Source organism: Acinetobacter radioresistens DSM 6976 = NBRC 102413 = CIP 103788 (genome assembly GCF_006757745.1).
Taxonomy (GTDB): domain Bacteria; phylum Pseudomonadota; class Gammaproteobacteria; order Pseudomonadales; family Moraxellaceae; genus Acinetobacter; species Acinetobacter radioresistens.
In genome coordinates this window covers 1,588,589-1,614,672 of record NZ_AP019740.1, presented here as the reverse complement: position 1 = coordinate 1,614,672, position 26,084 = coordinate 1,588,589, and the positions used below count along the sequence as shown (strand labels likewise).

Here is a 26,084-nt window from a genome sequence, read left to right as displayed (position 1 = left end):
CAGATTTGTCATTTAGGCGTAATGGAAAAATGGTTTTGAAATGAATATCTTGATTATTGAAGATGAACAGAAAATAGCGCGCTATCTGGCCAAGGGTCTGACTGAGTCAGGTTACCGAACATGGCTTGCACATGACGGACGGGAAGGTCTTATGCTATTTGAACAGCATGCAATTGACTTGGTTATCCTAGATGTGATGTTACCAGAGCTTGATGGCTGGCAGGTGATTCAGACCTTGCGCCAGTTTTCGGAAGTTCCGGTATTATTCCTGACCGCCCGTGACAGTGTTTTAGACCGGGTCAAAGGTCTGGAACTGGGTGCTGACGACTATCTGGTAAAACCTTTTTCCTATATTGAGTTACTGGCAAGAGTTAAAACCTTGTTACGGCGTTCATCTACTAAAGTAGTCGAACAGTTGCAGGTCGAGAATCTGAAAATCGACTTGCTCGAACACAAGGTTTACCGTGACCGGGACCTTATTGAATTAACCAACAAAGAATATGCTTTACTCAGATTTCTGGCTGAGCATCAGGGCGAAATCATGACACGTACCCAAATTGCCTCCCAAGTCTGGAATATCAATTTTGATACTGACACCAATGTGGTTGATGTAGCAGTACGTCGCCTGCGTGCTAAGATTGATGATGCTTATCAGCCTAAACTGATTCATACCATACGTGGTATGGGCTATAAACTTGATACAAACACATGAGTATATTCCGGCATTCGCTTGCAGTTCGGCTGAGCTTATTATTTATCGGTATTGCCTGTGCAGTGTTTTTAGCGATAGGTCTACTGGCTTACAATGGTATGGATCAGGTATTAAAGCGCCAGCAGGATGAAGCATTGCGAGCCAGGGTAGAGCGGCTGGAACTCCTGATTCAAAATTCTAGCGATTTAAATAGCCTGATTCAGCGGCCCAAACTTTATGAAAATATGCTTGGAAATCAGGATAATCTGCTTATATTAGAAAATCAGAACGGAACTGCTCTGATTTATATTAATCCCTTACAGATTCATATACCCATTTTGCCTAAAGCCGAACAAACCTGGCTCATTGATAATAAGAAACAGCAGGCCACTACAAGGTTGGCATGGAAAACAATCAATTATCAGGGACAGCAGTATTTGCTGATTGCAGGTAAGCAGTTCGATGAGCGAGAGCAGGTCCTCTATAGCTTTGCCTTAAAGCTTGTAGGTTACATTGGGCTAGGAATCTTGACGGTATGTATATTGAGTGCTTTAGTCAGTTATTATGGCCTTGCACCACTAAGAGATTTAAGTGAGCAGACCCGGTTAATCAATATTCAAAAGCTGAACCAGCGTGTCAGCGAAACCAGTCAAAGTGACGAAATCAGACTACTCTCTACCGCCATGAACAGTATGCTGGAGCGGATTGAGCAAGGTTATCAGCAACTGAGCCGCTTTTCTGAAGATATGGCACATGAGTTTCGGACGCCTTTAAATAATCTGATTGGACAGACGCAGATTCTGCTTAGTCAAAATCGTGAAAAGGCCGATTATCAGGATTTGTTATTTTCCCATTTGGAAGAATATGAACGTCTGAAAAGGATGGTTGAAAATATGCTATTTCTGGCACGTGCTGATCATTCTCAAAATAGCCTAAGTATTATAGAGGTTAATCTAAAAAGTAGTCTGAATGAACTGTTGGCATATTTCGAATTAATTGCTGAAGAAAAAAATCTGCAGATTAACAGCCGCCTCAAGATTACATTTATCCATGCTGACTATTTATTGTTTCAAAGAGCAGTTTCCAACCTTTTAAACAATGCGATTGAATATAGTACAGAGAATGGCCATATTTCTATAATAGCTGAACGGATAACGCTGGCAGGTAAAATATATAATGCAATTCATGTTTTGACATATGATGTATATATTGCTGAACAACATTTGCCACATTTGTTTGAACGCTTTTATCAATGTGATCCGGCCAGACACCAGCAAGGACGTTCTGGAGGTTTAGGGCTTGCAATTGTTCAGTCAATTATGAGTATTCATGAAGGGATAACAGAAGTTAAAAATATGCCAGAAGGGGTCCGGTTTAGTCTGTATTTTCCTGAACATTTAGCTAGCAATTCAGTAAACAGAAAATAAAAACATTCTTATAACCGTTTTAATTTTTCTGTTAAATACCGCATTCCTTCCGTGGCAGTCATGGAAAGTAACTGGTACTGTTCAGGGAGCTGCACATGATCGGCTTTTGGGTCAATATAGTAAGCCTCACAATGAGCAGGAATCTCATTAACCAGAGCTGCAACAGGATATACTGACAGTGTTGAACCTATCACAATAAAAATATCAGCCTGTCTTGCAAGTTTAATGGCCTGTTCATAAGCAGGCACAGTTTCACCAAACCAGACCACATGGGGCCGCAAAGAATAACCTTGCCGACATTTATGTTGCTGGAGGTCAAGCTCCCAGCCGTCAACCGGATAAAACTCTTCAGTATATTGCGCGTCCGGGCCTGATGTCTTTGCTAGGCGAATATTCCCGTGTAAATGTAATACCCGCTTACTTCCTGCGCGCTCGTGCAGATCATCAATGTTCTGGGTAATCACCTCGACATTAAAATTATCTTCTAAACTGGCAATAGCCTGATGTGCAGCATTCGGCTCGGCATCAAGAATATTTTTACGCCGTTCATTATAAAATCGTTGTACCAGTTCAGGATTTTTGGACCAGGCTTCAGGCGTAGCGACTTCCTCAATACGGTATTGCTCCCAAAGTCCATTGCTGTCGCGAAAGGTATTAATTCCACTTTCTGCACTCATGCCTGCACCAGAAAAAACAACCAGTTTCTTCATAGTTATTATGCTCCATTGCTTAAAGTTTATTTCTAATGTAATTCAGCTAAATCAACATATTAAAGCTTTAGCTAGAAGTTTATATCAGTCAGGCATCTCATCAATATTTCGTGGTTCAGCTCGGGGCTGTACATTCATGCGATGGCGAAATGATGAGGAATGTTCATAAGCCTGAATTCGTACCCGCATAATCGACCCTAATGGCTGATGTTCACGAATTCCATGCCAAGGATTAAAAGAAAGGACATCATCTGAATACACCCGTCGGGCCGGACCAAAAGTATCCTGCTGGGGAAAATGCAGAATACCAATATTCTGATGTGGAGATTCTTCTTCACGCCATAAAACTGCTGCATCCTCAACTGGCATCCGTTCAAGATCAGTACAAAGTTGCGCACGTATTACGTAATCAGCAGTATTATGTTTAAAAAAATCCCTGACCAGATCACGGATGGTGGACTCGGATTCAATCTGCATCTGTTGTCCTGTAAGTGTTTTTACTGAATCGGACTCAGGGGCAACACTAATCTTAGTAATATAATCGCCATAGCGTAACGCAGCCATTGTATGATAGGTCTCACCTAATATGTGGTTCTGGCTGCGAGCCAGACCTTGCAAAGTTGCAGGCGCGGGAACTCCTGCAGATTCTACTAACTGATTAACGCCACGTAATACTGAACGCATACCGCGCATCATACTCTCAGGTGCCTGCTCGCCTTGGGTAATGAAAGGCAGCATCTGTTTGTATTTTCGTACTGTCCCGAAAGCCAGTACCGGTATATTGACCATTAAAAAATCCTGATTATGACCATCACTGGGATCATCAGGAAGTAACCGGTGTCCGGGAACATTTAAAATTTTAAGAGCAAAGCCATGAGGTGCCGGAATCTTATCGCTACGCAAATCTCCCGGGGCAGCAGAAAGACGCACCATAACATCATAATGGCCAGGGTGAGCGAACAGGCCTTGGCGCAAATGTTCAGGCAAATTTTCAGGAACCTTCAAAATTCCTTTTAAGAATCCATGTGATTTTGCATGAGCATCACGGACAGCATGACGGTGTTTATCAAAGACTTTACAGTTTGTTTCAGCCATCTGCTCGACAATTTCCTGAATCAGACGGTCCTCATCTGGCTGTTTTTGTTCTACTCCGGGATAGTAGCGCACATAGCGTTCCGGCATGACAAGGCTCCTTTATTATTTGAATATGACTAAATTTAAAAATAAGAAAATAATTTGGTACTAATCTAGCCAACTCTAAAGCAATGAAATATGCAACTTGGTAAACAATTCGAGTGTATTTGGTAAATATAAAGTGCTGGCTTGAAACCTAGAGGGGACTATTGTAGAAACATTTTTTGCCACATGAGCTTACAGTCAGGCATGTTATGCTTGAACTTATTGTTCAGCCATTCAAAGGATAGTTTTGTGCAATTACATCATCATATACAAACTGCTTCTGAGGCCACTACACAAACTCCAGTTGTATTGTTGCATGGTTTATTTGGTAGTTACAGTAATTTGAATATGCTGGCACGGGGTATAAAAGACCGTGATATTTTTCAGCTGGATTTGAGGAATCATGGACAGTCTGGGCATTCGGCCGAACATAATTACGAACTGATGGCACAAGATGTAATCGAAACTTTAGAACCCTTTAAACTGGAGAAAGTCATTCTGATCGGGCACTCTATGGGCGGAAAAGTTGTGATGAAAATTGCGGCTTTAAGACCGGAGTGGGTAGAAAAGTTGATCGTACTGGATATTTCACCTGTGCATAGTAATCATGGTGAACATGAGCAGATTTTTAAGGCATTAAAAGCAGTAGAAGCCAGTGATGTACAAACCCGACCTGAAGCAATGACAATTATGCGTGAATACCTTCAGGAAGAAATGGTTATACAGTTCCTGATGAAATCCTTTAAGGCTGGGCACTGGCTGTTTAATGTCGATGCTCTGGCGAACAATTACCCGAATATTCTGGCATGGGAAACTATTGAGCCCTCATCCATTCCAACCTTATTCATCAAAGGTAGCAAGTCACCTTATATTTCCAAAGAAAAACATTTTCAGGCAATTCACCAGCAGTTTCCATTTGCACGGATTGAAGAGGTTGAGGCAGGCCACTGGTTACATGCAGAGAAAACAGAACAGGTTATGGCACTCATCTTAAATATGCTGTATACCTGAGCCTTATAGTTTTCTAGACTTCATATCTTAAAATATAAAAAACCTGTCATTAGACAGGTTTTTTATATTTATTAATTAGTGGTCATGATGAAGATATTCTGGTTCTTTTGGTAGTGCAAAACTACACAGGAAACAGATAACAAGCATGACAATAACATAAACGAAGAAAGTATTTTCAAACCCTGCTTCTTTAAATTTTAAAGCAACGGCAGGAGCCGAGCCTCCAAATAATGCATTACCTACTGCATAAGAGAAACCGACACCAAGTGCACGAACATGGGTCGGGAACATTTCTGCTTTAACCAGGCCACTAATAGACGTATAGAAACTCAGCAACATCATCAGGAAAATAAGCAGGAGCGTTACGATTACAGGTGAATAGCTGAAGTGTCGCATCCCGACAACCATTACTGGATAGATAAAGATAGCACTGGTGGCACTAAACAGCAGCATAGATGCCCGTCGTCCAATCCGGTCGGAAATCATACCGAATATCGGCTGCGCCAGCATAAATACAAATAGGGCACAGGTCATCATAAAACCGACAGTCTTGCCATCAATACCGATATTGGTTAGGTAGGTTTTTGAATAAACAGTAATAACATAGAAAGTTAATGAACCTGCCGAGGTATAGCCAACCACCAGTAAAAAGGTTTTCCAGTGTTTCTGAAATAATGCACGCAGGCTACCAGACTCTTTACGCTCACTGTCTTCATGTGACAGAGTTTCTTCAAGACGGCTACGGGCCAGCAAAGAAATAATGGCGGTAATACCCCCGATGACGAACGGAATACGCCAGCCGCTGTCCATTAACTGTTGTTCACTCATAAAAGCAAGCAGGATCACACCTAGCAGACTCGCTAGAAGTTGACCGCCGGAGAGGGTGACATACTGAAAAGAAGCATAAAAACCACGCTGGCCTTTTAATGCAATCTCGCTCATATAGGTTGCAACCGCTCCGTACTCGCCCCCAACCGATAAACCTTGTAACAGTCGAACCAGTAATAATAAAAATGGAGCTGCCATACCTACCTGTTCATATGTAGGCAGTAAGGCGAAAAGGAAAGAACTTATAGCCATCAAACTGATAGAAATAACCATCGACTGTTTACGGCCCCGGGTATCAGCAATACGGCCAAAAAGCCAGCTACCGATTGGACGCATAAAGAAACTTGCCGCAAATACTCCCCAGACATAAATACCCTGTGCGGTAGAAGTCATATCTGGTGCAGTAAGTGCATGCTGGAAATACATGGCAAAAACAGCATAAATATAAAAATCGAACCATTCCACCAGGTTACCGGAGGAAGCCCCGACAATTCCCAAGACCCGTTTCCGTTTTTCTTCTTTCGTATATATGACTTCACTCATCTAGATATCCTTATGGCTATGCCAGTTGTACTATTTGCTAGATAATCATTATTTAAAATATATAAATGATCGTATTTTCTCTTCTTCTATATAGGAAGAAGATATACACAGTAGTTAGCATTGGCAATTATAGAGATTAAATATTAAAAAGTAGCCATATGAGAAATTTTAGTAAATATATGGGCATTAATTCGGCATTTTTATTATAAATATAAAAAGACTTTTAATTACAGGTAAAAAAACAAGCCCTAAAATATGAAATTTCAGGGCTTCTGGCTTTGAAGTATATTTAAGCAAGCTTAAAATTTCTTGGTGTAATTTACAAAGAACCGGTTCTCGGTAAAGTCATTACCGTATTTGACGTCGTAATTAATCAGAATATATTGCAGAGCTACACCCTTCAGCGCAGGCTGCTGGAATGCATAATTTACAATAATATTTGATTCACTTTCCTTGTTTTCTCGGCCATCTGCAGTTTTAAAGTCATTGCCATATACATACTTCAGTGTCGTATTCAGGCCCGGTACATGGTCTTTAAAGTCATAACCGTAGATAAAGTGATATGACTTTTCATCTTGCTTGAAGAAACCGGTGGTATTCCAGTTAATAAAATAAGTTTCTGGCAAGAAACCGTCTGGAAGCGGGTAAGCAGACTCACCAATAATTTGCTGGTAACCGATACCAAAGCTATGGTTTTTAATCTTGAGAGTTTCCAGTAGACCTACATTTTGTGCATCTATGTCAAAATTATTTCCGGTATCTTGAGCATTAAAATATTTAAAGCGTGAGTTAACTGAAAACTCTGGCTGTTTCCAGGTATGATCTAGACCAAGGTAATGCTTGTTATATAGATTTTCCAGATTACCAAAATAATATTCTGCTTTAAGATTTGGCATGATCTGATAACGCAGGTCAATATAGTTTAAGCCATCAGAAAATTCGGTTATGCCGTTTGAAGTAAATGAAAACTTGCGAAAGTCTTCTTCATTGCGTGGCGAAACCTTGGTAATATGGCCAATTTCCAGATTTAACTGGTCGGTCAGTTGTGATTTAAGATTAGCTCCCCAATAGGACGTCAATAGTTGTCGGCTGGCATCTACGGCAGTAACCGGTAAATCCAGCTATAACTCACCCAAACTGAGCAATGTTCTGTCATAACCCAGTTTTAAGGTAGCGCCATATTTTAAAAAGTCGCGTGCTTGCGTTTGAGTTACCGGATCAAAAGGTAGAACAGTATCGGCAACGTGTTTGTCTGAACTTAAACGTACCGCGTACTGTACTGAGGCATCTGCACCAATTTTGACTGGCAGTCCTGCAATCTCAAGTGGGGTGTCAATCATTCTGGATTTATAGAATAAAGAAGCAGACTGTGACCAGCTGCCGGTATCTTTTAAATCGGAACGTTCAAAGTTACGATCAATATATGCATTTTTTAAGGTAAATTTCCATTCATCTTCAACTGGAAAAAGTACAGGTAAACTTGGAGCAGCAGTAGAAGCTTTGTTTTGCTGTACGGGACTTCCTGCAATATTCTCTGGAAGCGGTGTACTCTGATGAACTGCTGTATCCTGATTACCTAGCGGAGATTCAGCTGCCCAAAGCGGTAGAGATGCCGTAAATGCTGCCAGCATAACCCCTGAAGAAACTGCAAGATGTTTAGTTTTTAATTCATTCATAGAGTTTAGTTCCATTTCTTGAAATAATGTGCCCATCCTGGGCACATAGATAAGTTAAGTATTTAATGAGGTCGTTGTATTTAAAGGTGGAGCAGGGCTAGCAGTTACAGATACTTTTAAATTGACCAGAAAAATTGCTAGGGCAGCAATAATACCGGGAATAGCAATCGCTAAAAAGTTCATCTGATGTGGTAACACCAGTGTAAGTAAGGCACCTGTTAATACAGGTCCAACAATTGCACCAATCCTGCCTATACCGGATGCCCATCCCAAACCGGTTGAACGTACAGCTGTTGGATAAAACTGTGCGACAAAAGTATAAAGTAGAATTTGCGATCCGATGGTTGCTGCGCCAGCAATCGCGATCAAGCTATACAGCACAAATTGCGGGCTGTTGAAACCTAGTAAGATCAGGGCAAGAGCACCTAATATAAACATGGTAGTAATGACAGGTTTCAGATGGAATCTGTCTGCCAGTACTCCACCACCAATTGCTCCTACCATTCCCCCAATATTTAAGGCAAACAGAAACAGCATGCTGGCACCTAGTGAATAGCCTGCTTGCAACATCAGTTTTGGTAGCCAGCTTCCTAAAGCGTAGACCATCAATAGACACATGAAAAAGGCTATCCAGAACATGAATGTACTGAAAGTACGTCCACGCTGAAATAAGGCACGAACAGGTGCACCCTGATGATCAATGTTTTCATTTAAATAAAGTTCAGTCTCAGACCCTACAGCTAGCTGAGGAGATAATTTCTGAACAATATTTTTAGCTTGTTGCTCGTCTTGGGACTTGATCAGGAATGCAAGAGATTCAGGCAGAAGTTTCCAGAGTAAAGGTAAAAACAGTAAAGGAATACCCGCTATGTAAAACATAATCTGCCAACCATGATCTTTGACTAACCAGGCACCAAGTAAGGCAGATACCATACCGCCAATGGCATAGCCACTAAACATGATTGCGACTAAAGTACTGCGAATTTTCTTTGGTGCATATTCTGTCATAAGGGCTACAACATTTGGCATAACCCCTCCGATACCTAGCCCGGCAATAAAGCGTAATATTGCAAATTCGACAGGACCACTGGCAAAAGCGCCTATAAAAGTAAAACCACTAAACAGTGAAACACAGATTAAAATAGTTTTCTTGCGGCCCAGTTTGTCAGATAGCGTGCCAAAAATCATGGCGCCAAACATCATTCCAAATAATGCTGCACTGGCCAGTAAGCCTGCTTGCACTGCCGATAATGACCATTGCTGCATTAATAGCGGTAGTGCGACCCCATAAATAACCAAGTCATAACCATCAAAAATAATAATGATCAGGCATAAAATTAATACCTTCCAATGAAAAGGCGTAAATTTCGCATAGTCTATAAGATCATGAATATTGATCTGACTTTTATTCATTCTTCACCTCCAATCTGTGAAGTACTGAGTAATTATGCTGATAAATTAGGCGGGAGCTTGTATTAAGTCAAAAACTTAATCAGTATATATTTATGTAATAAAGGTATGACTAAAATTTATTATTTAATTATTTGATCTTGAAAAATATTTATCATATTAATGAAAATAGAAATTTATATATTATTTTTATAGTTATATAAAAAATATTTTATAGATAGAGTAAAATAAAAATGTATAAAATTATTTTAACTTAATAAAAATTTTAATAAAAAACCGGATAAATTAATTTATCCGGTTTTGAAATTTAAAAAGAAAATGAGATTTTAAATTATCTTATAAAATCTGAGATTATCTGTTTAAATATTTCAGGCTGTTCAATATTTGAAATATGAGAAGCATTTATTTTGGCAAGTTGAGCATTTGGAATACGCTCAAGCATAAATTCAGCGTCTTCTACGGTAGTGACCGGATCTGCTGTACCTGCAATAATTAATACTGGCACTTTAATCTCTTTAAGCTGATCACGTAAATCCGCTTTAGCCAGAGCCTCACAACAGCTTGCATAACCTTCGGAGCTGCCAGCTGCTAGGTCGTTACTCAAATGCTTTACAATTGCTGTTTGGCTCTGGATAAAGGGTTCGGTAAACCAGCGTGAAGCAGCAGTTGCAGCAATAGGCTTTAAGCCCTGTTCACGGACCAAACTGGCGCGTTCCAGCCAAGCCTGTTCCTGTCCAATTTTTGCTGCTGTATTGCAGACTACAACGTGATTAAAGCGTTCAGGATAATGGATCGCAAGCCATTGTCCTGTCAGGCCGCCCATAGAAATTCCACAAAAGCTGGCGGTCTGTATTTTAAGGTGGTCAAGCAGGTGAATAACATCCAGACCTAATTGTTCAAGCGTATAAGGACCTGGAGGTGCAGAGGAGCTGCCGTGGCCGCGTGTGTCATAGCATATGACAAAAAAGTGAGCTTGGAAGTAATCTAGTTGCTGCTGCCACATACTCAAATTAGTTCCAAGCGAGTTGGAAAAAATCAGTGCCGGCTTGTCTGTATCGCCAAAAGTCTGATAGTGCAGGGCAATATCATTTAAAGTAAATGTTGGCATTATAATTTCCTTGAAATTGTTCAAACCCGTTCAATAATCATGGCGATACCCTGACCGACTCCGATACACATCGAACACAGCGCATAACGGCTATTACTCTGTTCCAGCTGATTGAGTGCAGTGGTCACCAGCCGCGCTCCCGAAGCACCCAGTGGATGACCTAGCGCAATTGCACCCCCATTCGGATTCACCTTGATACTGTCATCCGGCAATCCTAAATCCCGGGTGCAGGCCAGTGCCTGTGCCGCAAATGCTTCATTCAGCTCGATTACATCCATCTGCTCAAGACTTATGCCCGTCTGGTCCAGCAGTCTCCGGATGGCCGGAGCCGGGGCAAAGCCCATAATCCGGGGTTCAACGCCTACCGTGGTCGCCGCAACAATTCTGGCACGCGGCTTGAGCTGGTACCGGGCAACAGCCTCATCTGAAGCCACCAGTACTGCGGCTGCACCATCATTAATTCCTGAAGCATTGCCCGCAGTGACCGTGCCTTCTGCCTTGACTACAGGTTTAAGCCGGGTCAGGCCCTCAAGCGTGGTTGAGGCACGTGGATGTTCATCGCTATCAACCACTACTGCTTCCCCCTTACGCTGCGGTATCGTTACCGGGGTCAGCTCGTGTGCGAAGAAACCTCGCTGCTGGGCGGCAGCCGTGCGCTGCTGGCTGGTCAGGGCAAAGCGATCCTGGTCTGCCCGGTTAATGCCAAACTGCTCAGCGACATTCTCGGCAGTTTGTGGCATGGTTTCAACACCATACATTTCTTTCAACTTGGGATTGATAAACCGCCAGCCCATGGTGGTGTCTTCAATCTTCTGGCTGCGGCTAAAAGCCGATTCAGCCTTGCCCATGACAAAGGGCGCACGGGTCATGCTTTCTACCCCACCGGCAATGACTAGATGGGCTTCTCCGGCCTTGATGGCACGCGCTGCCATGGCGATGGCATCCATGGACGAGCCACACAGCCGGTTAACCGTCGTGGCTGGTACCTGATATGGCAGACCTGCCAGCAGGGCTGACATGCGGCCGACATTACGGTTGTCTTCACCCGCCTGATTGGCACAACCATAGATCACATCATCGAGCTGGTTCCAGTCCACGCCCGGGTTACGCTGCATCAAGGCCTGAATCGGCACGGCACCGAGGTCATCAGCACGGACGGCTGCCAGACCGCCGCCATAACGGCCAAAGGGAGTACGGATGGCATCAACAATATAAGCATTCTTCATGGGTTCTGACCTTCTATTCTCTGCTGCATGGGGACAGTGAATCTATCAATTTGAGGTGGCATCAAGCAGGCGGGCACCGGTCAGTGACTGCAGCTCGTCAAAAGACAGCCCGTCGACTTTCTCGATGACCTTCAGACCTTCCGCGCTGACATCAATCACGCACAGGTCGGTATAGATACGGTCAACACATTTCAGGCCGGTTGCTGGGTAGCTGAGTTCGGCCACAATTTTTGGTTCACCTTTTTTGGTGACATGGTCCGTGGTTACAAATACTTTCTTGGCACCTACAGCCAGGTCCATTGCCCCACCAACTGCCGGGATGGCATCTGCCGCTCCGGTATGCCAGTTGGCCAGATCACCATTTTCAGCCACCTGAAAAGCGCCGAGTACACAAATATCCAGATGACCACCACGCATCATGGCAAACGAGTCACCGTGATGAAAAAAGGCACCACCTTGCAGCATGGTGACGTATTCCTTGCCAGCATTGATCAGTTCCGGGTCTTCTTCACCCGTTGCCGGTGGCGGACCAAAGGCCAGTAGGCCGTTTTCCGAGTGCAGGAATACATCCTTGTCTTCTGGCAGGTAACTGGCAATTCTGGTCGGCAGGCCAATACCCAGGTTGACATAGGCACCATCCGGAATATCTTGGGCAACCCGGGCTGCAATCTGGTCACGGGTCAGTTTGGTATAGCTCATCATATTCTCCTTGGCGGCTTATGCGTGGGTATTCGGGCTCGATGGCGTGACCGCCACGACATGCTGGACAAAGATTCCCGGGGTCACGATATGTTCCGGATCCAGTGCACCCAGCTCTACCACCTCGGAGACCTGGGCAATGGTGACCTCGGCTGCCATGGCCATAATCGGACCGAAATTGCGTGCAGATTTACGGTAGACCAGGTTGCCCCAGCGGTCACCCTGATGAGCCTTGATCAGGGCGAAGTCAGCCCTGATCGGGTTTTCCAGCACATAGTCCTTGCCTTCGTGGTGCAGGGTAGGCTTGCCTTCGGCCAGCAGGGTGCCGAAGCCGGTAGGTGTATAAATGGGGCCAAGGCCCATACCGGCCGCCTGGATGCGGCAGGCCAGATTACCCTGCGGAACCAGCTCCAGTTCGATCTTGCCGGCACGGTAGAGTTCATCGAAAACCCAGGAGTCGGACTGGCGCGGGAAGGAGCAGATGATTTTACGTACAGCGCCTGACTTGAGCAGTTTGGCCAGACCATAATCACCGTTACCGGCGTTGTTATTTACAATGACCAGATCCTGCACGCCAAGCTCGATCAGGCCATCGATGAGTTCAGCTGGCTGGCCGGCTGTACCGAAGCCGCCAATCATGATGGTAGAGCTGTCTTTAATCTGTGAAAGCACTTCGGCTAAGGAAGTCCTGCTTTTATCAATCATAATATGTCCTAGTCAAATAGATAACCTGTTTCAGCTTTTCGAGCTTTGGGTAGAAGCTACAGCAGCCGTAATTGGCTCATGTTTACTCAGTACCAGATGTGCAATTACACCAATACAGATACCCCAGAAAACCGAGCTGAGGCCCAGAAAATGCATGCCAGAGGCAGTGGCTAAAAATGTAATCAGCGCTGCATCCCGCTGAGCATCATTTTTCATTGCCATACTAATATTGGTGGCAATCGCTCCTAATAATGCAAGTCCTGCTAATGCAGCTACCAGTTCCTTGGGTAACAAACTAAAAAGCATGACAATACTGCCAGCGAACAGACCGCCCAAAATGTAGAAAATACCGTTGGCGATCCCAGCAATATAACGCTTGTCTTTAAGTTCATGGGCATCTTTACCCATACATAATGCTGCCGTGATTGAAGCCAGTACAATAGTGATACCCCCTACACAGGCCACAGCAAGAGAGGCAATACTGGTAACACTGATAATCGGTTTGGCCGGCGTGTCATAGCCGCTCAGTTTCATAATTGCCATACCTGGTAAAAACTGTCCGGACAGGCTGACCAGAATCAGTGGAATAGTCAGGTTTAATGTGGAATTCCATGACCACTCAGGCATGATGAATTGTGGAATGGCAAGGGAAAAATTCATTTCAACCGGATTCATTTTTCCAAGAATCAGACTTAAACCGATGCCAGACACTAAAACCCAGATCATTGCATAGCGTGGACTTAAACGTTTTGCGACCAGATAAACCCCTAGCATGCCAAATACAATGATGGGCATGCTATCTGTAGCTTTAAACAGTCCCAGACCGAACTGGAATAAAATCCCCGCCATCATGCCAGCTGCTACATCCTGAGGAATCCATTTCAATAATTTATCAAAATAGCCGGTGGCACCGATGGCAAAAATTACTAATGCAGAAGTGATATAGGCGCCTACTGCCTCATTTAGGGAAATATGAGGGAATAACGTGACCAGCAGGGCAGTTCCCGGAGCAGACCAGGCAGTAATTACCGGAGTTTTATAACGTATGGACAGGTAAATTCCTGCAACTGCTGCACCGATTGAAATTCCCCAGATCCATGAAATCATCATGGCACTAGAAACATTAGCCTGTTGTGCCGCCTGGAAAAAAATAATTAAAGGACCTGAATAAGAAATCAGCACTGCCAGAAATCCTGCGACAGTTGCTGAAATTGACCAGTCTGCTTTTAATGTCCTGAACAGGGTTGCCATTGCGCATTCGCCTCCATGCAATTAAATTCAATGATCCTGTTGAATCTTTTTATATAAGATCAGGTCTAACCCTGATCACCTCCACCTACCGGTATGACACTGCCGGTAATATACGATGACTCGTCAGAAGCCAGAAAAACAATGGCATTTACTTGTTCCTGAATAGTTCCATAGCGGTGCATTAAAGACCGGTCAATCGTCTGGTCAACCACTTCCTGCATCCAGTGTTTTTCAGCGTCTGAAAGTGGGCTGTCATTCCGGGGCACTTTCCGTGGAGGTGCCTCAGTTCCGCCTGTCGCTACAGCATTGACCCGGATTCCATCTTTGGCATGTTCAAATGCTAAAGATGCTGTTATGGCATTTACACCACCTTTAGAAGCGGAGTAGGGAATACGATTAATACCACGGGTAGCGATAGAAGAGACATTAACAATAACACCGGACTGATTTTTAATCATTTCTGGTAAAACTGCACGACAGCACCATAAAGTCGGGAAAAGTGAACGGTTTACTTCCTTGATGATTTCCTCTTCAGAAAATTCCTGAAAAGGTTTCATCCAGATGGCACCACCCACATTATTGATCAGTACATCAACACGACCATAAGTTTCCACTGCTTTACTCACGACTGCCTGAGCACCGGCAAAAGTTTCCAGATCTGCCTGAATGGTGACAGCGTTACCACCCGCCGCTTTAATTTCGGCTGATACTTCTTCTACATAGTCAGAGCGGTCTGCCATCACTACCTGAGCACCTTCTGCCGCTACACGCAAAGCTACTCCACGACCAATGCCTTGAGCTGCCCCAGTAACAATGACTACTTTATTATTAAATCTTTGCATATTCATAAGCTTCTCCACAGAGATTAATTTGCAGAGAATTTTTCAAACAGGAAGTTTGCAGGTTTAACACCTTCAGCGTCCAGCCAGCCGCGTACTGCCTCGACCATTGGCACCGGTCCGCAAAGATAAATATCTACATCACCGCTATTTAACCAGTCATGATCAATATGATTGGACACATATCCCTTACGTTCATGCAGGCTTTCCGGATTAGCTACAACTGTGCAGTATTCAAACCACGGAAATTTTTCCTGAAGCTCATCAAGTTTTTCAAGAGCCACCAGATCAAAGTCGTTGGTTACACCAAAAACTAGACGTACAGGCTGTTCACAGCCCTTTTCTTGCAGTACCTGTAGCATTGACATGAACGGTGCTATACCTGTACCACCTGCCAACATGAGGACCGGGCGGTTAATATGACGCAGGTAAAAACTGCCAAATGGACCGGTAAAACTCATCTTGTCGCCCGGTTTTACAGTTTTGCTTAGAAACTCACTCATTTTGCCATTGGGTACATTACGCACGACAAAACCAGTCAGGCGATTGCCCGGTTTTGAGCTAAAAGAATAGGAACGGGTTTCCGTAGTTCCCGGAATCTCAACATTAACATACTGCCCAGCCAGAAAATGAATATCCGGCTGGCCTTCATCAAGTTCAATATCAAATGTAATTGTCGAGTCAGACAGGTTTTCAACCCGTGATAGAGTACCCTGAAATTTATGGATTTCAGTTTTACATACATCTGAAGATGCCTGGATCTGGAATACGGCATCTGAAGTAGGGCGGCACTGACAGGCCAGAATATAACCTTCTTCAGCTTCTTCCGGTTTAAGTGCATCTTCAATATAGTTTTCTTCTGGCATGTCATAGCTACCAGATTCACAGAACGCACGACATGTACCACAGGCGCCATCACGGCAATCCAGAGGAATATTGATTTTTTGGCGATAAGCTGCATCTGACAGAGTTTCACCCTGAGCAACACTGATGAATCGGGTAACGCCATCTTCAAATTGAAGTGCTACATTGTGGTTTGACATGGCTTGAATCCTGCAAAAATATTAAAACTGGAGCGCTCAGCCAACATTCCGTTTGGCTGAGATTTGATACATGTTAGATATGGTAGATATCAATGACTTGATTGATATAGTCGTTCTTAAGCACTACATATTTGCTCAGGATTTTTGCTTCATTACCTGAAAAATCAATCACATAACGTGACATACCAAAATAGCTGTAGCTGGTTTTATAACGGTAACTCAAAGTATTCCAATTAAAACGTACCATGACCTTGCCGCCTTCACATTCAACTATTTCAATATTTGAAATATTATGACTGGTACGGGTGTCAGGCATGGTGGCACTTGAACGTTCTGTTTTAATCCGGAAAATCCGGTCTTCAAGTCCTTGACGGTCAGGGTAGTAAATCAGGGAGATTTCAGACTGCGGGTTTTCAGTGAGTTTGTCATCATCATCCCAGGCAGGCATCCAGAAAGAAGCTTCCGGCGCATAGCAGGCCAGCCATTCATCCCACTGTTCATCATCCAGAAAACGGGCTTCTTTAAAAAGAAACTGGCTGACCTGTTCCAGTGTTACGGTTTCGAGGTTCGCTGTTGCATTCATGCGTTCTCTCCTTGATCAGCCAGTGCCTTTTCTGCTGCAATCGCTTTTTTCATCTCATGTAACCAGTGCTGATGCTGGGCTAGATACAGCCCTTCATCTTCAGCTTTAATACCGGAAAGTTTCGGTTTTAAACCAATTTCATTAGCTGCATCATCTGGTCCTTGTACCCAGTGCTTAGATCCACGGCACATATCGTTCCATTCCAGTTCAATACCGGCATATCCTGCTTGGCAGGCACGGAATTCTTCAAGGTCATCCGGAGTTGCCATGCCAGAAGCATTGAAGAAATCTTCATACTGGCGAATGCGGCGTGTACGGGCTTCAGGTGATTCACCTTTAGGGGCGATACAGTAAATGGTTACTTCAGTTTTATTTACTGCCAGGGGACGTAATACCCGGATTTGTGAACCAAACTGATCCATCAGGTAGACATTTGGATACAGACATAAATTTCGTGAGCGTTCAATCATCCATTTGGACATCGCGGCGCCATAACGCTCGGTGTATTCTTCAGCCTTGCTATAATTGGGACGGTCTTCCGGATTGGCCCATTGGGTCCAGAGCAACATATGGCCATTTTCAAAACCATAAGAACCCCCACCTTGCTTGCCCCATGCGCCTGCACTCATGGCCCGAACATTATCACCAGCCTGTTTTTCCTTGCGTTGCTGGGTTGTCGCGGCATAGTTCCAGTGCACGGCAGAAACGTGGTAGCCATCAGCTCCGTTTTCTGCAGTAAGCTTCCAGTTCCCTTCATAGGTGTAAGTCGATGCACCACGCAGAATTTCCAGTCCTTCATCAGACTGGCCAACAATCATGTCAATAATTTTGGTAGCTTCACCCAGAAATTCTTCAAGAGGGGGTACATCAGCATTTAAACTGCCAAACAGGAAACCTTTATAGTTTTCAAAACGTGCCACTTTCTTTAGGTCATGTGAACCGTCTTTATTGAAACAGTCAGAATAATCTGCATCTGCCGGATCTTTTACTTTAAGCAGCTTACCAGAGTTATTAAATGTCCAGCCGTGGAATGGACAGGTATAAGTGGCCTTGTTGCCGCGCTTGTAACGGCAAAGCTGTGCACCGCGGTGCGAGCAGGCATTGATCATAGCATTCAGTTCACCGGTACGGTTACGTGCAATGATGATCGGCTGACGGCCAATATGGGTAGTGTAATAGTCGTTATTGTTCGGAATCTGGCTCTCATGTGCCAAGTATACCCAGTTGCCTTCAAAGATATATTTCATCTCCAGATCAAACAGGGCCTGATCTGTAAAGACTGAGCGGTGAAGTTTAAATTCACCAGTTTCAAAATTGTCTACAAGTAATTCATCAATACGGTCAAGGTGGCTGGTATTGATTACAGGAATACGTGGCATGTCCGTTCTCCGACTTTCCAAATTTGTGGAAGCCACCGGGTTTAGCTAAAAAGAGCTGAACCCGGTATCTCTATAACGCTTAAGCGCTTGCGCGGCGTCGTTCAACTTCGCTAGAAGGAGCAGCTTCTGCTTCTTTCACGAGCTCAACATTAAAAGTGATGTGCTTGAATGGCTTGTCCAGTTCACGACGGGCTATTTCAGCTTCATCAGTCACATCTGTTGCTGTGGCAACCAGCCCGTCACGGGTAGCAAAGGCAAAGTCATCCCACAGATACTCGTCACCTTCGATATTGAACTGTGTGGTGAGCTTGCGGTAACCCGGTGCCGATACAAAATAATGCACATGAGAAGGGCGGTTACCATGACGGCCGAGCTTGTTTAAAAGCGCCTGGGTAGTGCCTTCTGGCGGGCAGCCATAACCTACCGGCATGGTGGTCAGGGCAACATATTTACCATTCACATCTGTAAGGATGGTACGGCGCAGGTTAAAGTCGGACTGGGACTTGTCAAAGAATGAATAGTTCCCCAGGCTGTTGGCATGCCAGACTTCTACCTTGGCTCCTTCAATAATATTGCCCTCTGTATCAGTAACTGTGCCTTCAATGATCAGAGTGTCGACCTTGTCGGACTCGGAGCCGTCATCCATACGGGCAAAGCCGACAGACTCAGGGGCACCGGCCACATAGAGCGGGCCTTCGATGGTACGGGGAGTGCCGCCAGTAATACCGGCCTTGGCATCTGCCTCATCGGCACGCAGGTCGAGGTAGTGTTCAAGACCGAGCCCGGCAGCGAGCAGGCCGAGTTCATTGGCCTGGCCTGCATCGGTCAGGTATTCGAGGCCTTTCCAGACTTCAGAGGGCTGGATGTCGAGGTCTTCGATGGCCTGGAACAGATCCCCGAGCAGACGGACGACGACCTGCTGAATGCGCTCATCGACCGGGCCTTTAGCGGTATCGACATTCATTTGTTTTACGAGCGCATCAATTTGTTGACGGTTCATACTATCACTCCTTAAGTATGTATAAGACGCTAACGGGGCTGGCGACAAGCGAGAAAGGTTCCCTGATGTGCTGGCCATCACTGGCTGGCCTCGTTCCGTCTGTTGTTATTATCCTTCGTTTAAAGGAAAGTACGGATGCAACTGTAGAACTGCATCTTTTTTACTGCATCAACTTTATGAATCGTTTTCACGTACAGAAGATGGATGGCGATTCAGAGCCATGATCTCAATATTCATATAAGGGTAAAGCGGTAGACCCTGCAAAATGTTGTGCAGTTCTTCATTGTTTTCCACATCGAAAATACTGATGTTGGAATACTGGCCGGTAATACGCCAGATATGACGCCATTTACCCTGGCGTTGCAGCTCTTGGGAGTAAGCTTTTTCAACAGCCTTAATTTCGTTCGCTTTCTCGCTTGGCATATCTAGTGGAATATGCACATCCATACGCACATGAAATAACATGTTAAAACTCCTTATCCGCTTGCCTTAACGACGTAATTGTTCAATCTTGTTTTCATCCACTTCAATTCCTAGACCTGGTGCATTGGGCACAACCAGTTCAAAGTTCTCGTATTGCAGTGGTGTTGTTAAAATTTCTTGGGTCAGAAGAAGTGGGCCAAAGAGTTCTGTGCCGAATGCCAGATTTTCAAAGGTAGAAAAGGCATGAGCAGAGGCAATGGTACCGACCGGGCCTTCAAGCATGGTGCCACCGTACAGGTCGATTCCTGCAAGACAGGCAATCTTGGCCACATCACAAGCTTCAATCAGTCCACCAGACTGTTCGACTTTGACTGCGAATACATCGGCGCCATGCTTTTGTGCAATACGGAAAGCACTGTCCGGCCCGGTTAAGGCTTCATCAGCCATAATTGCTACTTCGAAACGCTGGGTCAGACGGGCAAGAGCATCGGTATTCTGGATAGCACAAGGCTGTTCAATCAGGTCAATTCCACCGTCCTGTAGCTGCTGGATTCCGCGAATACATTCCAGTTCTGTCCAGGCACGATTGATATCTACACGAATACTGACCTCAGGCCCCAGAGCTTTCTTGATGGCAATAACATGATCAACATCTTCCTGTAATGGACGTGCGCCAATTTTCAGTTTGAAAGTATTATGGCGCTTCAGCTCAATCATTTTTTTAGCTTCGGCAATATCTTTGTCTGTATCACCAGAAGCCAGTGTCCAGAGTACTGGCAAACGGTCACGTAAACGACCGCCCAGAATTTCACTTAATGGTAGGCTCAGGCGTTTGGCCTGTATGTCCAGCAGTGCAGTCTGAATTGCACATTTGGCAAAACGGTTACCATTAATGGTCTTGCGGATCAGTTTTGAGATCTGTGCAATGTTCTGGTTCTGAACGGAGGAGAGCAGAGGCGCGAAGTAAGTGTCAATGTTGGCTTTAACACTTTCTGGGCTTTCTTCACCATAGCTGAGTCCACCAATAGTAGTGGCTTCACCCCAACCTACAGTTCCATCTGTTGCAGTAATTTTCACCAGAACCAGGGTCTGAGTCTGCATGGTTGCCACAGAAAGTTTATGTGGACGTATGGTCGGAATATCGACGAGTAATGTTTCTACAGATTTATACATTATTGAAAATCTATGCTGACTTATCTCTTGTGTATACCTTAAAAGAATGATTAAAATGTGTCTAAGACTGAATTTGCATTTTAATATATCTTAAAGGTATGGAAGACTCATGGAACTGAGACATTTACGCTATTTTGTGGCAGTGGTAGAAGAACAGAGTTTTACCAAGGCTGCAGAAAAACTATTTATTGCCCAGCCTCCGCTGAGCCGGCAAATACAAAACCTTGAAAGTGAACTGGGTATCCAGTTATTTGAACGGGGCAGCCGGCCATTACAGACTACCCCAGCCGGTCAATTTTTTTACCAGCATGCCGTTAAACTTTTGTCGAATGCTGAAGAAGTTAAATCGATGACCAAGCGTATAGGCTTGGTTGAGCGCAGTATTACCATGGGGTTTGTAGGCTCACTTTTATTCGGTTTATTACCGCGAATTATTTATTTATATCGTCAGCAGCATCCCCATTTAAATATTCAACTGGTAGAGATGAGCACCAGAGACCAGATTCAGGCACTAAAAGAAGGTCGGATTGATGTCGGCTTTGGACGGCTGAGAATCAGTGATCCGGCAGTTCACCGGATTTTACTGCGTGAAGAACGTCTAATGGTCGCTGCACATTCAAGCCATCCGATTGCACAGCATATTGAAGGTATATATCTGGCCGATATTGTTGATGAAGACCTGTTTTGCTATCCAAACACGGCTAAACCTAATTTTTCTACACAGATCACCACGTTATTTTCTGAGCATGGTCTGGAGCCTAGAAACATTAAGGAAGTTCGTGAAATTCAGCTAGCTTTAGGACTGGTTGCTGCGGGTGAGGGCATTTGTATTATTCCTGAGAGTGCCAATACTATCCGTTTTCCACATTTAAATTATGTGCCTTTACTGGATGAGGCAGCAAAAAGCCCGATTTTTCTGACTATTCGAAATATGGACGAAACGGAAAACATCCGGTCACTCTTCGACTGTATTTATCAGGTTTACGATCTGGAAGCGATCAAATATGACCGTGCCTTATTTTAATTATAAAAACCAAACAGGTTAAGGAATCTGAGCCAATAAAAATTGTCGCAGCTCATGAGTGAATTTAACCGGTTCACTTAAAAGCGGCGTATGACCCGAATGCTCAAAATAAACAGGGTGAGCATTTTTCAGGCTTTTAGCAATGATCATTTGTCCTTCTGCCGCATATAAGCTGGAATTCTGCCCAATAAAAAAAGTTACTGGACATTCAAGTTGTGACAGTGCTTCGCGATAATCTTCAGTATGGTACAAATAACTTTCCAGATACCAGCGCAGGTAGTCCAGTCGTTGAAGAGGTAACAGATATTTTTGCAGTTTCGGTTTTTTAAGTGCGGTATGAAACAGCAGGGAAGAAAATCTGCTATTCCCCTGTAAAGATACAAACCTGTACCAAAGCTGAAGCAGTTCAGTACGTGTATGTGTTTCCAGCTGACTGGTGCTGTGTATATCGGATTGCCCAGAGAGAGTGTCAAGCAGCTGGCGCAATAACAGCTTACATTCTGTATGCTTTTCACCCAGCAGGCCATATTTCCAGTTCTCATCTGCCAGAATTTTTGGCGTCTGGTCAATATGTAAATAGGCCTTTAACTTGTTGCCCAGGTTTGCATAGTGCATACCATGCATCGCTGTAGTGGCGCCCATTGAATAGGCAATCAAAATAAAATTATCCAGCTGCAACTGGTTAATCAGTCTGGAAACATCCTGCCAGTGACTGGAAATTGCATCTAAGGATTGAGGAATGGCGCAGTTTCGAGAACTCCCAAAACCGCGCCAGTCTGGAATAATAAACTCAAAGTGGTTCAGGCTGCGTGCAATAAAAGGTAACCATTGCCAGCTTTGCATTCCAAGACCAGATAATACCAGTACAGGCTGACCGCGACCAATCCGGCGCACATACAGGTTTTCTCCATCATACATGCGGTAAAGTGGCATGATTAACTCCTCAGTGCTAGAACTTTTCCAATGCAGGAATAACTTCTTCAAGCCATTTGATCCAGTGAATTTCCAGATCAATACCCAGCTGCAAAATCATTTTATGAATATATAAAGTACGGTCAGTGGTCGCACTTCCAGCAAAGTCCTTCGCATAAATATTCTGGTAGAGTTTTAGATTATTCTGGTGTAATTCCAGATGTCGCTGCAATTCGGGTAGTACAATATTTCCACCCAACTGGGCTTCTGCACGCAGACGTACCATCAACTCTTCCCGTAACTGGGCGGGCGGACTTTGTTCCATCATCCATTTGGCCAGTTCAATACGGCCTGCCTGTTCAACCTGATAGGTTTTCTTTCTACTTTGGCTGGGTGCTTCTTCAACTGTAGAAATCCAGCCCTTTTTCAGCATACCGCTTAGTTCACGGTAAATCTGCTGGTGTGTTGCATTCCAGAAAAAGCCCATAGAACGGTCAAAACGGCGTGCCAGTTCAAACCCGGTACTCGGTCTTTCCAGTAAACTGGTCAATAATACATGGGCAAGAGACATCGGTGAATTCCGCAACTTTAAAAATGACGCTTCAGACATTATGCAACATGTTGCATAAAAAAAGAATATCTATTATAAGTTATGCAATAAGTTGCATAAGCTAGCAAAGATAGCGAGCCAAGGAGAAAAAATGTCGTACTATCCACACTTACTTGCCCCTTTAGACCTCGGGTTTACTACATTAAAAAACCGTGTATTGATGGGTTCAATGCACGTGGGCCTAGAAGAAGCTCCACAAGGATACGAGCGGATGGCAGCATTTTATGCCGAACGTGCGCGTGGTGAGGTAGGGCTGATTGTGACTGGCGGTATTGCACCTAATGATGCAGGTGTAACCTTTGCTGGCGGTTCTAAACTTGACTCTATTGCTGAAGCAGAAAAGCACAAGATTATTACTCAGGCTGTTCATGATGCTGGCGGTAAGATAGCCATGCAGATTTTACATACCGGACGTTATTCCTATCAGGCTGATCCGGTTGCACCTTCTGCGATTCAGGCCCCGATTAATCCGAGTAAGCCCAAAGAATTAAGCTCGGCTGAAGTCTGGCAAACTGTCAGTGACTTTGTAAATTGTGCACAGATGGCACAATATGCCGGTTATGACGGTGTGGAAATCATGGGCTCAGAAGGCTATCTGATCAATGAATTTATTGCTGCCCGCACCAACCATCGTGATGATGAATGGGGCGGAAGTTATGAGCAGCGTATCCGTTTTCCGATTGAAATCGTCAAGCGTACCCGTGAAGCAGTCGGAGAGAATTTTATTATTATTTACCGTCTATCGATGCTGGACCTGGTAGAAGGCGGTTCTACACTGGACGAAGTTGTTTATCTGGCTAAAGAAATTGAAAAAGCTGGCGCGACAATTATTAATACTGGTATCGGCTGGCATGAGGCACGTATTCCAACTATCGCCACTAAGGTTCCACGTGCTGCATTTACCTGGGTGACTGAAAAGTTGAAAGGTGAAGTGAAGCTGCCACTGATCACATCTAACCGTATTAATACCCCGGAAATGGCAGAATATGTCCTGTCTTCCGGACAGGCAGATATGATTTCGATGGCACGTCCAATGCTGGCCGATGCCGAGTTTGTTTTAAAAGCCCGTGAAGGCCGCAGTGACGAGATTAATACCTGTATTGCGTGTAATCAGGCATGTCTTGACCATATTTTCTCTATGAAAATTGCATCCTGTCTGGTTAATCCGCGCGCATGCCATGAAACTGAACTGATTTTTAAAGAATCTGGATCACCGAAACAGATTGCTGTGATAGGTGCAGGGCCGGCAGGTTTAAGTTTTGCAATTTATGCAGCCAGCCGTGGTCATCAGGTCAAGATTTTTGAAAGCAGTAACCAGATTGGTGGACAATTCAATATTGCCAAGACTATTCCGGGCAAGGAAGAGTTTTATGAAACTATTCGCTACTTTCAGCGCCAGATTGAATTACAGCCAAATATCCAGCTACATTTGAATCATTTGGCGACTTATGAAGAGCTAAGCCAGGCCAATTTTGATGATATTGTGATTGCAACAGGTGTAACACCACGCCACTTGGAAATTGAAGGTGCGAATCATCCTAAAGCGTTAAGCTATCTGGAAGTGCTTAAAGAACGCCTGCCTGTTGGAAAGCGGGTTGCAATTATCGGAGCAGGTGGTATTGGTTTTGATACAGCAGAGTACCTTACACATGAAGGGGAAAGTGCCAGCTTGAATCCTGAAAAATTTTATGATGAGTGGGGAATCGATACGACTTATCATCATACGGGAGGCTTGAAACAGCCTAAAATTGAACCCTCACTGCGTGAAGTCTACCTGTTACAGCGCAAGCAAAAGGCTGTAGGTGCAAATCTGGGTAAAACCACAGGCTGGATACATCGCACTGGCCTAAAACATAAGCATGTGCAAATGATGTCTGGTGTAAATTATGAAAAAATTGATGATCAGGGTTTGCATATTACGGTGGACGGCAAACCTATACTACTGGAAGTGGATAACGTTGTAATCTGCGCCGGACAGGAATCTTATACTGCCATGTTCGAACAGCTGCAAGCTGACGGAAAACGTGTGCATCTAATAGGAGGCGCAAGAGAAGCGGGTGAGCTGGATGCTAAACGCGCCATCCGTCAGGGCGCTGAACTGGCAGCCATTATTTAGGTTTTTATATAGGGCAGGCGGCCTGTTAATACCGTCTGTCCACTTTCAACTTTAAAACAATAAATAGTTAAAGAGATAAAACTGATGACCCTGACCACTACTCAACAAGCCATACAGGCTTGGCACCAAATGCTTTGCAGCCGTGATATGACTGTTCTGGACGAACTTTTAGATGAACAGGTGATTTTTCGGTCACCTGTTGCATTCAACCCGTATGAAGGTAAAACAGTCGTTCGTTTTATATTAACTAATGTCATTGAAATATTTGAGGAATTTACTTATCACCGAGAATTCTACACAGAAGATAGTCACAATGTAGTGTTAGAGTTTTCTGCTCATGTCGGAGAAAAACAGTTAAAAGGAATCGATATGATCCGTTTTAATGAGCAGGGCAAAATTATTGATTTTGAAGTCATGATCCGGCCAAAAAGTGGTCTCGAAGCGTTAGCTGCACAAATGGGACAGCGCATGGCAGCATTTATGCCTCCCGCCCATTAAGCTTACTTAAAATTCATTCT

At 44.2% G+C, this 26,084-nt stretch carries 24 protein-coding genes and 1 pseudogene; 6 read left to right on the top strand and 19 right to left on the bottom strand.

Annotated features, from left to right (window positions below):
• The first annotated feature begins 40 nt into the window (after positions 1–40).
• Positions 41–712, top strand: a complete 672-nt coding sequence (locus ACRAD_RS07590; protein ID WP_005026207.1) for a heavy metal response regulator transcription factor — start codon at positions 41–43, stop codon at positions 710–712.
• The gene (locus ACRAD_RS07585) at positions 709–2,118 is read left to right on the top strand and encodes a heavy metal sensor histidine kinase (RefSeq protein ID WP_005026205.1); all 1,410 of its coding nucleotides are present in this window, start codon (positions 709–711) and stop codon (positions 2,116–2,118) included. The genes ACRAD_RS07590 and ACRAD_RS07585 overlap by 4 nt, the downstream gene beginning before the upstream one ends.
• Before the next feature lie 8 nt (positions 2,119–2,126).
• Here the strand turns inward: ACRAD_RS07585 and ACRAD_RS07580 are convergent, their stop codons facing one another.
• Positions 2,127–2,828, bottom strand: coding sequence for an SIR2 family NAD-dependent protein deacylase (locus tag ACRAD_RS07580; RefSeq protein WP_005026203.1), 702 nt, complete (start codon positions 2,826–2,828; stop codon positions 2,127–2,129).
• Positions 2,829–2,912: 84 nt separating this feature from the next.
• A complete protein-coding gene (locus ACRAD_RS07575; protein ID WP_005026200.1) occupies positions 2,913–4,010 on the bottom strand; it encodes a catalase family protein in 1,098 nt (365 codons plus the stop codon).
• A gap of 246 nt (positions 4,011–4,256) precedes the next feature.
• Here ACRAD_RS07575 and ACRAD_RS07570 point away from each other — a divergent pair, with 246 nt between their 5' ends.
• Positions 4,257–5,018, top strand: coding sequence for an alpha/beta fold hydrolase (locus tag ACRAD_RS07570; protein WP_005026198.1), 762 nt, complete (start codon positions 4,257–4,259; stop codon positions 5,016–5,018).
• 75 nt (positions 5,019–5,093) lie between these two features.
• On the opposite strand, the gene ACRAD_RS07565 is transcribed toward ACRAD_RS07570, so the two are convergent.
• From ACRAD_RS07565 to ACRAD_RS07495, 15 genes and pseudogenes are all read right to left on the bottom strand, one after another.
• Complete coding sequence (locus tag ACRAD_RS07565; protein ID WP_005026196.1) at positions 5,094–6,389, bottom strand: MFS transporter; 1,296 nt, start codon at positions 6,387–6,389, stop codon at positions 5,094–5,096.
• 299 nt (positions 6,390–6,688) lie between these two features.
• Positions 6,689–7,846, bottom strand: a pseudogene (locus tag ACRAD_RS07560) (OprD family outer membrane porin); the annotation flags it as partial.
• A 273-nt stretch (positions 7,847–8,119) separates the two neighbouring features.
• A complete protein-coding gene (locus tag ACRAD_RS07555; RefSeq protein ID WP_005026191.1) occupies positions 8,120–9,478 on the bottom strand; it encodes an aromatic acid/H+ symport family MFS transporter in 1,359 nt (452 codons plus the stop codon).
• Positions 9,479–9,806: 328 nt separating this feature from the next.
• Complete coding sequence (pcaD, locus tag ACRAD_RS07550; RefSeq protein WP_005026189.1) at positions 9,807–10,583, bottom strand: 3-oxoadipate enol-lactonase; 777 nt, start codon at positions 10,581–10,583, stop codon at positions 9,807–9,809.
• Between the two features lie 20 nt (positions 10,584–10,603).
• Positions 10,604–11,809, bottom strand: coding sequence for a 3-oxoadipyl-CoA thiolase (gene pcaF, locus ACRAD_RS07545; protein WP_005026186.1), 1,206 nt, complete (start codon positions 11,807–11,809; stop codon positions 10,604–10,606).
• A gap of 45 nt (positions 11,810–11,854) precedes the next feature.
• Complete coding sequence (locus tag ACRAD_RS07540; RefSeq protein ID WP_005026184.1) at positions 11,855–12,508, bottom strand: 3-oxoacid CoA-transferase subunit B; 654 nt, start codon at positions 12,506–12,508, stop codon at positions 11,855–11,857.
• An 18-nt stretch (positions 12,509–12,526) separates the two neighbouring features.
• A complete protein-coding gene (locus ACRAD_RS07535) occupies positions 12,527–13,213 on the bottom strand; it encodes a 3-oxoacid CoA-transferase subunit A (protein ID WP_005020035.1) in 687 nt (228 codons plus the stop codon).
• Positions 13,214–13,243: 30 nt separating this feature from the next.
• On the bottom strand, positions 13,244–14,464 hold the full coding sequence (benE, locus tag ACRAD_RS07530; RefSeq protein ID WP_005026182.1) for a benzoate/H(+) symporter BenE: 1,221 nt from the start codon (positions 14,462–14,464) through the stop codon (positions 13,244–13,246).
• Between the two features lie 65 nt (positions 14,465–14,529).
• Positions 14,530–15,312, bottom strand: coding sequence for a 1,6-dihydroxycyclohexa-2,4-diene-1-carboxylate dehydrogenase (locus ACRAD_RS07525; protein ID WP_005026180.1), 783 nt, complete (start codon positions 15,310–15,312; stop codon positions 14,530–14,532).
• Positions 15,313–15,329: 17 nt separating this feature from the next.
• Complete coding sequence (gene benC, locus ACRAD_RS07520) at positions 15,330–16,346, bottom strand: benzoate 1,2-dioxygenase electron transfer component BenC (protein WP_005026178.1); 1,017 nt, start codon at positions 16,344–16,346, stop codon at positions 15,330–15,332.
• A 73-nt stretch (positions 16,347–16,419) separates the two neighbouring features.
• Positions 16,420–16,929, bottom strand: a complete 510-nt coding sequence (gene benB, locus ACRAD_RS07515) for a benzoate 1,2-dioxygenase small subunit (RefSeq protein ID WP_005026176.1) — start codon at positions 16,927–16,929, stop codon at positions 16,420–16,422.
• The gene (gene benA, locus ACRAD_RS07510; protein ID WP_005026174.1) at positions 16,926–18,308 is read right to left on the bottom strand and encodes a benzoate 1,2-dioxygenase large subunit; all 1,383 of its coding nucleotides are present in this window, start codon (positions 18,306–18,308) and stop codon (positions 16,926–16,928) included. The genes benB and benA overlap by 4 nt, the downstream gene beginning before the upstream one ends.
• 79 nt (positions 18,309–18,387) lie before the next feature.
• Positions 18,388–19,308 carry a catechol 1,2-dioxygenase gene (gene catA / locus ACRAD_RS07505; RefSeq protein ID WP_005026172.1) on the bottom strand — a complete coding sequence of 307 codons (921 nt, stop codon included), beginning with the start codon at positions 19,306–19,308 and terminating at the stop codon, positions 18,388–18,390.
• A gap of 174 nt (positions 19,309–19,482) precedes the next feature.
• Positions 19,483–19,773 carry a muconolactone Delta-isomerase gene (catC, locus tag ACRAD_RS07500; protein ID WP_005020051.1) on the bottom strand — a complete coding sequence of 97 codons (291 nt, stop codon included), beginning with the start codon at positions 19,771–19,773 and terminating at the stop codon, positions 19,483–19,485.
• Positions 19,774–19,797: 24 nt separating this feature from the next.
• Positions 19,798–20,904 (bottom strand): muconate/chloromuconate family cycloisomerase, encoded by a 1,107-nt coding sequence (locus ACRAD_RS07495; protein WP_005020053.1) that lies wholly within the window; start codon positions 20,902–20,904, stop codon positions 19,798–19,800.
• A gap of 109 nt (positions 20,905–21,013) precedes the next feature.
• On the opposite strand from ACRAD_RS07495, the gene ACRAD_RS07490 reads away from it, so the two are divergent.
• Positions 21,014–21,928, top strand: coding sequence for a LysR family transcriptional regulator (locus ACRAD_RS07490; protein WP_005026169.1), 915 nt, complete (start codon positions 21,014–21,016; stop codon positions 21,926–21,928).
• Between the two features lie 18 nt (positions 21,929–21,946).
• Here ACRAD_RS07490 and ACRAD_RS07485 read toward each other — a convergent pair whose 3' ends face one another.
• Together ACRAD_RS07485 and ACRAD_RS07480 are read right to left on the bottom strand one after the other, a co-directional pair.
• Positions 21,947–22,861, bottom strand: coding sequence for an alpha/beta fold hydrolase (locus ACRAD_RS07485; protein ID WP_005026167.1), 915 nt, complete (start codon positions 22,859–22,861; stop codon positions 21,947–21,949).
• Between the two features lie 16 nt (positions 22,862–22,877).
• The gene (locus ACRAD_RS07480; protein WP_005026163.1) at positions 22,878–23,411 is read right to left on the bottom strand and encodes a PadR family transcriptional regulator; all 534 of its coding nucleotides are present in this window, start codon (positions 23,409–23,411) and stop codon (positions 22,878–22,880) included.
• A 130-nt stretch (positions 23,412–23,541) separates the two neighbouring features.
• Between ACRAD_RS07480 and ACRAD_RS07475 the strand changes: the two genes are divergently transcribed.
• Positions 23,542–25,566 (top strand): NADPH-dependent 2,4-dienoyl-CoA reductase, encoded by a 2,025-nt coding sequence (locus ACRAD_RS07475; protein ID WP_005026155.1) that lies wholly within the window; start codon positions 23,542–23,544, stop codon positions 25,564–25,566.
• Positions 25,567–25,650: 84 nt separating this feature from the next.
• Positions 25,651–26,064 carry a nuclear transport factor 2 family protein gene (locus tag ACRAD_RS07470; protein ID WP_005026153.1) on the top strand — a complete coding sequence of 138 codons (414 nt, stop codon included), beginning with the start codon at positions 25,651–25,653 and terminating at the stop codon, positions 26,062–26,064.
• Positions 26,065–26,084 lie beyond the last annotated feature (20 nt).

Bases quoted from the DNA above. Each gene is read 5' to 3' on its own strand.
- pcaD (WP_005026189.1), bottom strand. From the start codon at position 10,583: ATGCCAACATTTACTTTAAATGATATTGCCCTGCACTATCAGACTTTT.
- ACRAD_RS07480 (WP_005026163.1), bottom strand. From the start codon at position 23,411: ATGTCTCTTGCCCATGTATTATTGACCAGTTTACTGGAAAGACCGAGT.
- benE (WP_005026182.1), bottom strand. From the start codon at position 14,464: ATGGCAACCCTGTTCAGGACATTAAAAGCAGACTGGTCAATTTCAGCA.
- ACRAD_RS07540 (WP_005026184.1), bottom strand. From the start codon at position 12,508: ATGAGCTATACCAAACTGACCCGTGACCAGATTGCAGCCCGGGTTGCC.
- pcaF (WP_005026186.1), bottom strand. From the start codon at position 11,809: ATGAAGAATGCTTATATTGTTGATGCCATCCGTACTCCCTTTGGCCGT.
- benC (WP_005026178.1), bottom strand. From the start codon at position 16,346: ATGTCAAACCACAATGTAGCACTTCAATTTGAAGATGGCGTTACCCGA.
- ACRAD_RS07575 (WP_005026200.1), bottom strand. From the start codon at position 4,010: ATGCCGGAACGCTATGTGCGCTACTATCCCGGAGTAGAACAAAAACAG.
- ACRAD_RS07590 (WP_005026207.1), top strand. From the start codon at position 41: ATGAATATCTTGATTATTGAAGATGAACAGAAAATAGCGCGCTATCTG.
- benB (WP_005026176.1), bottom strand. From the start codon at position 16,929: ATGAATGCAACAGCGAACCTCGAAACCGTAACACTGGAACAGGTCAGC.
- ACRAD_RS07555 (WP_005026191.1), bottom strand. From the start codon at position 9,478: ATGAATAAAAGTCAGATCAATATTCATGATCTTATAGACTATGCGAAA.
- ACRAD_RS07490 (WP_005026169.1), top strand. From the start codon at position 21,014: ATGGAACTGAGACATTTACGCTATTTTGTGGCAGTGGTAGAAGAACAG.
- ACRAD_RS07485 (WP_005026167.1), bottom strand. From the start codon at position 22,861: ATGCCACTTTACCGCATGTATGATGGAGAAAACCTGTATGTGCGCCGG.
- catA (WP_005026172.1), bottom strand. From the start codon at position 19,308: ATGAACCGTCAACAAATTGATGCGCTCGTAAAACAAATGAATGTCGAT.
- ACRAD_RS07470 (WP_005026153.1), top strand. From the start codon at position 25,651: ATGACCCTGACCACTACTCAACAAGCCATACAGGCTTGGCACCAAATG.
- ACRAD_RS07475 (WP_005026155.1), top strand. From the start codon at position 23,542: ATGTCGTACTATCCACACTTACTTGCCCCTTTAGACCTCGGGTTTACT.
- ACRAD_RS07535 (WP_005020035.1), bottom strand. From the start codon at position 13,213: ATGATTGATAAAAGCAGGACTTCCTTAGCCGAAGTGCTTTCACAGATT.
- ACRAD_RS07495 (WP_005020053.1), bottom strand. From the start codon at position 20,904: ATGTATAAATCTGTAGAAACATTACTCGTCGATATTCCGACCATACGT.
- catC (WP_005020051.1), bottom strand. From the start codon at position 19,773: ATGTTATTTCATGTGCGTATGGATGTGCATATTCCACTAGATATGCCA.
- benA (WP_005026174.1), bottom strand. From the start codon at position 18,308: ATGCCACGTATTCCTGTAATCAATACCAGCCACCTTGACCGTATTGAT.
- ACRAD_RS07585 (WP_005026205.1), top strand. From the start codon at position 709: ATGAGTATATTCCGGCATTCGCTTGCAGTTCGGCTGAGCTTATTATTT.
- ACRAD_RS07565 (WP_005026196.1), bottom strand. From the start codon at position 6,389: ATGAGTGAAGTCATATATACGAAAGAAGAAAAACGGAAACGGGTCTTG.
- ACRAD_RS07525 (WP_005026180.1), bottom strand. From the start codon at position 15,312: ATGAATATGCAAAGATTTAATAATAAAGTAGTCATTGTTACTGGGGCA.
- ACRAD_RS07580 (WP_005026203.1), bottom strand. From the start codon at position 2,828: ATGAAGAAACTGGTTGTTTTTTCTGGTGCAGGCATGAGTGCAGAAAGT.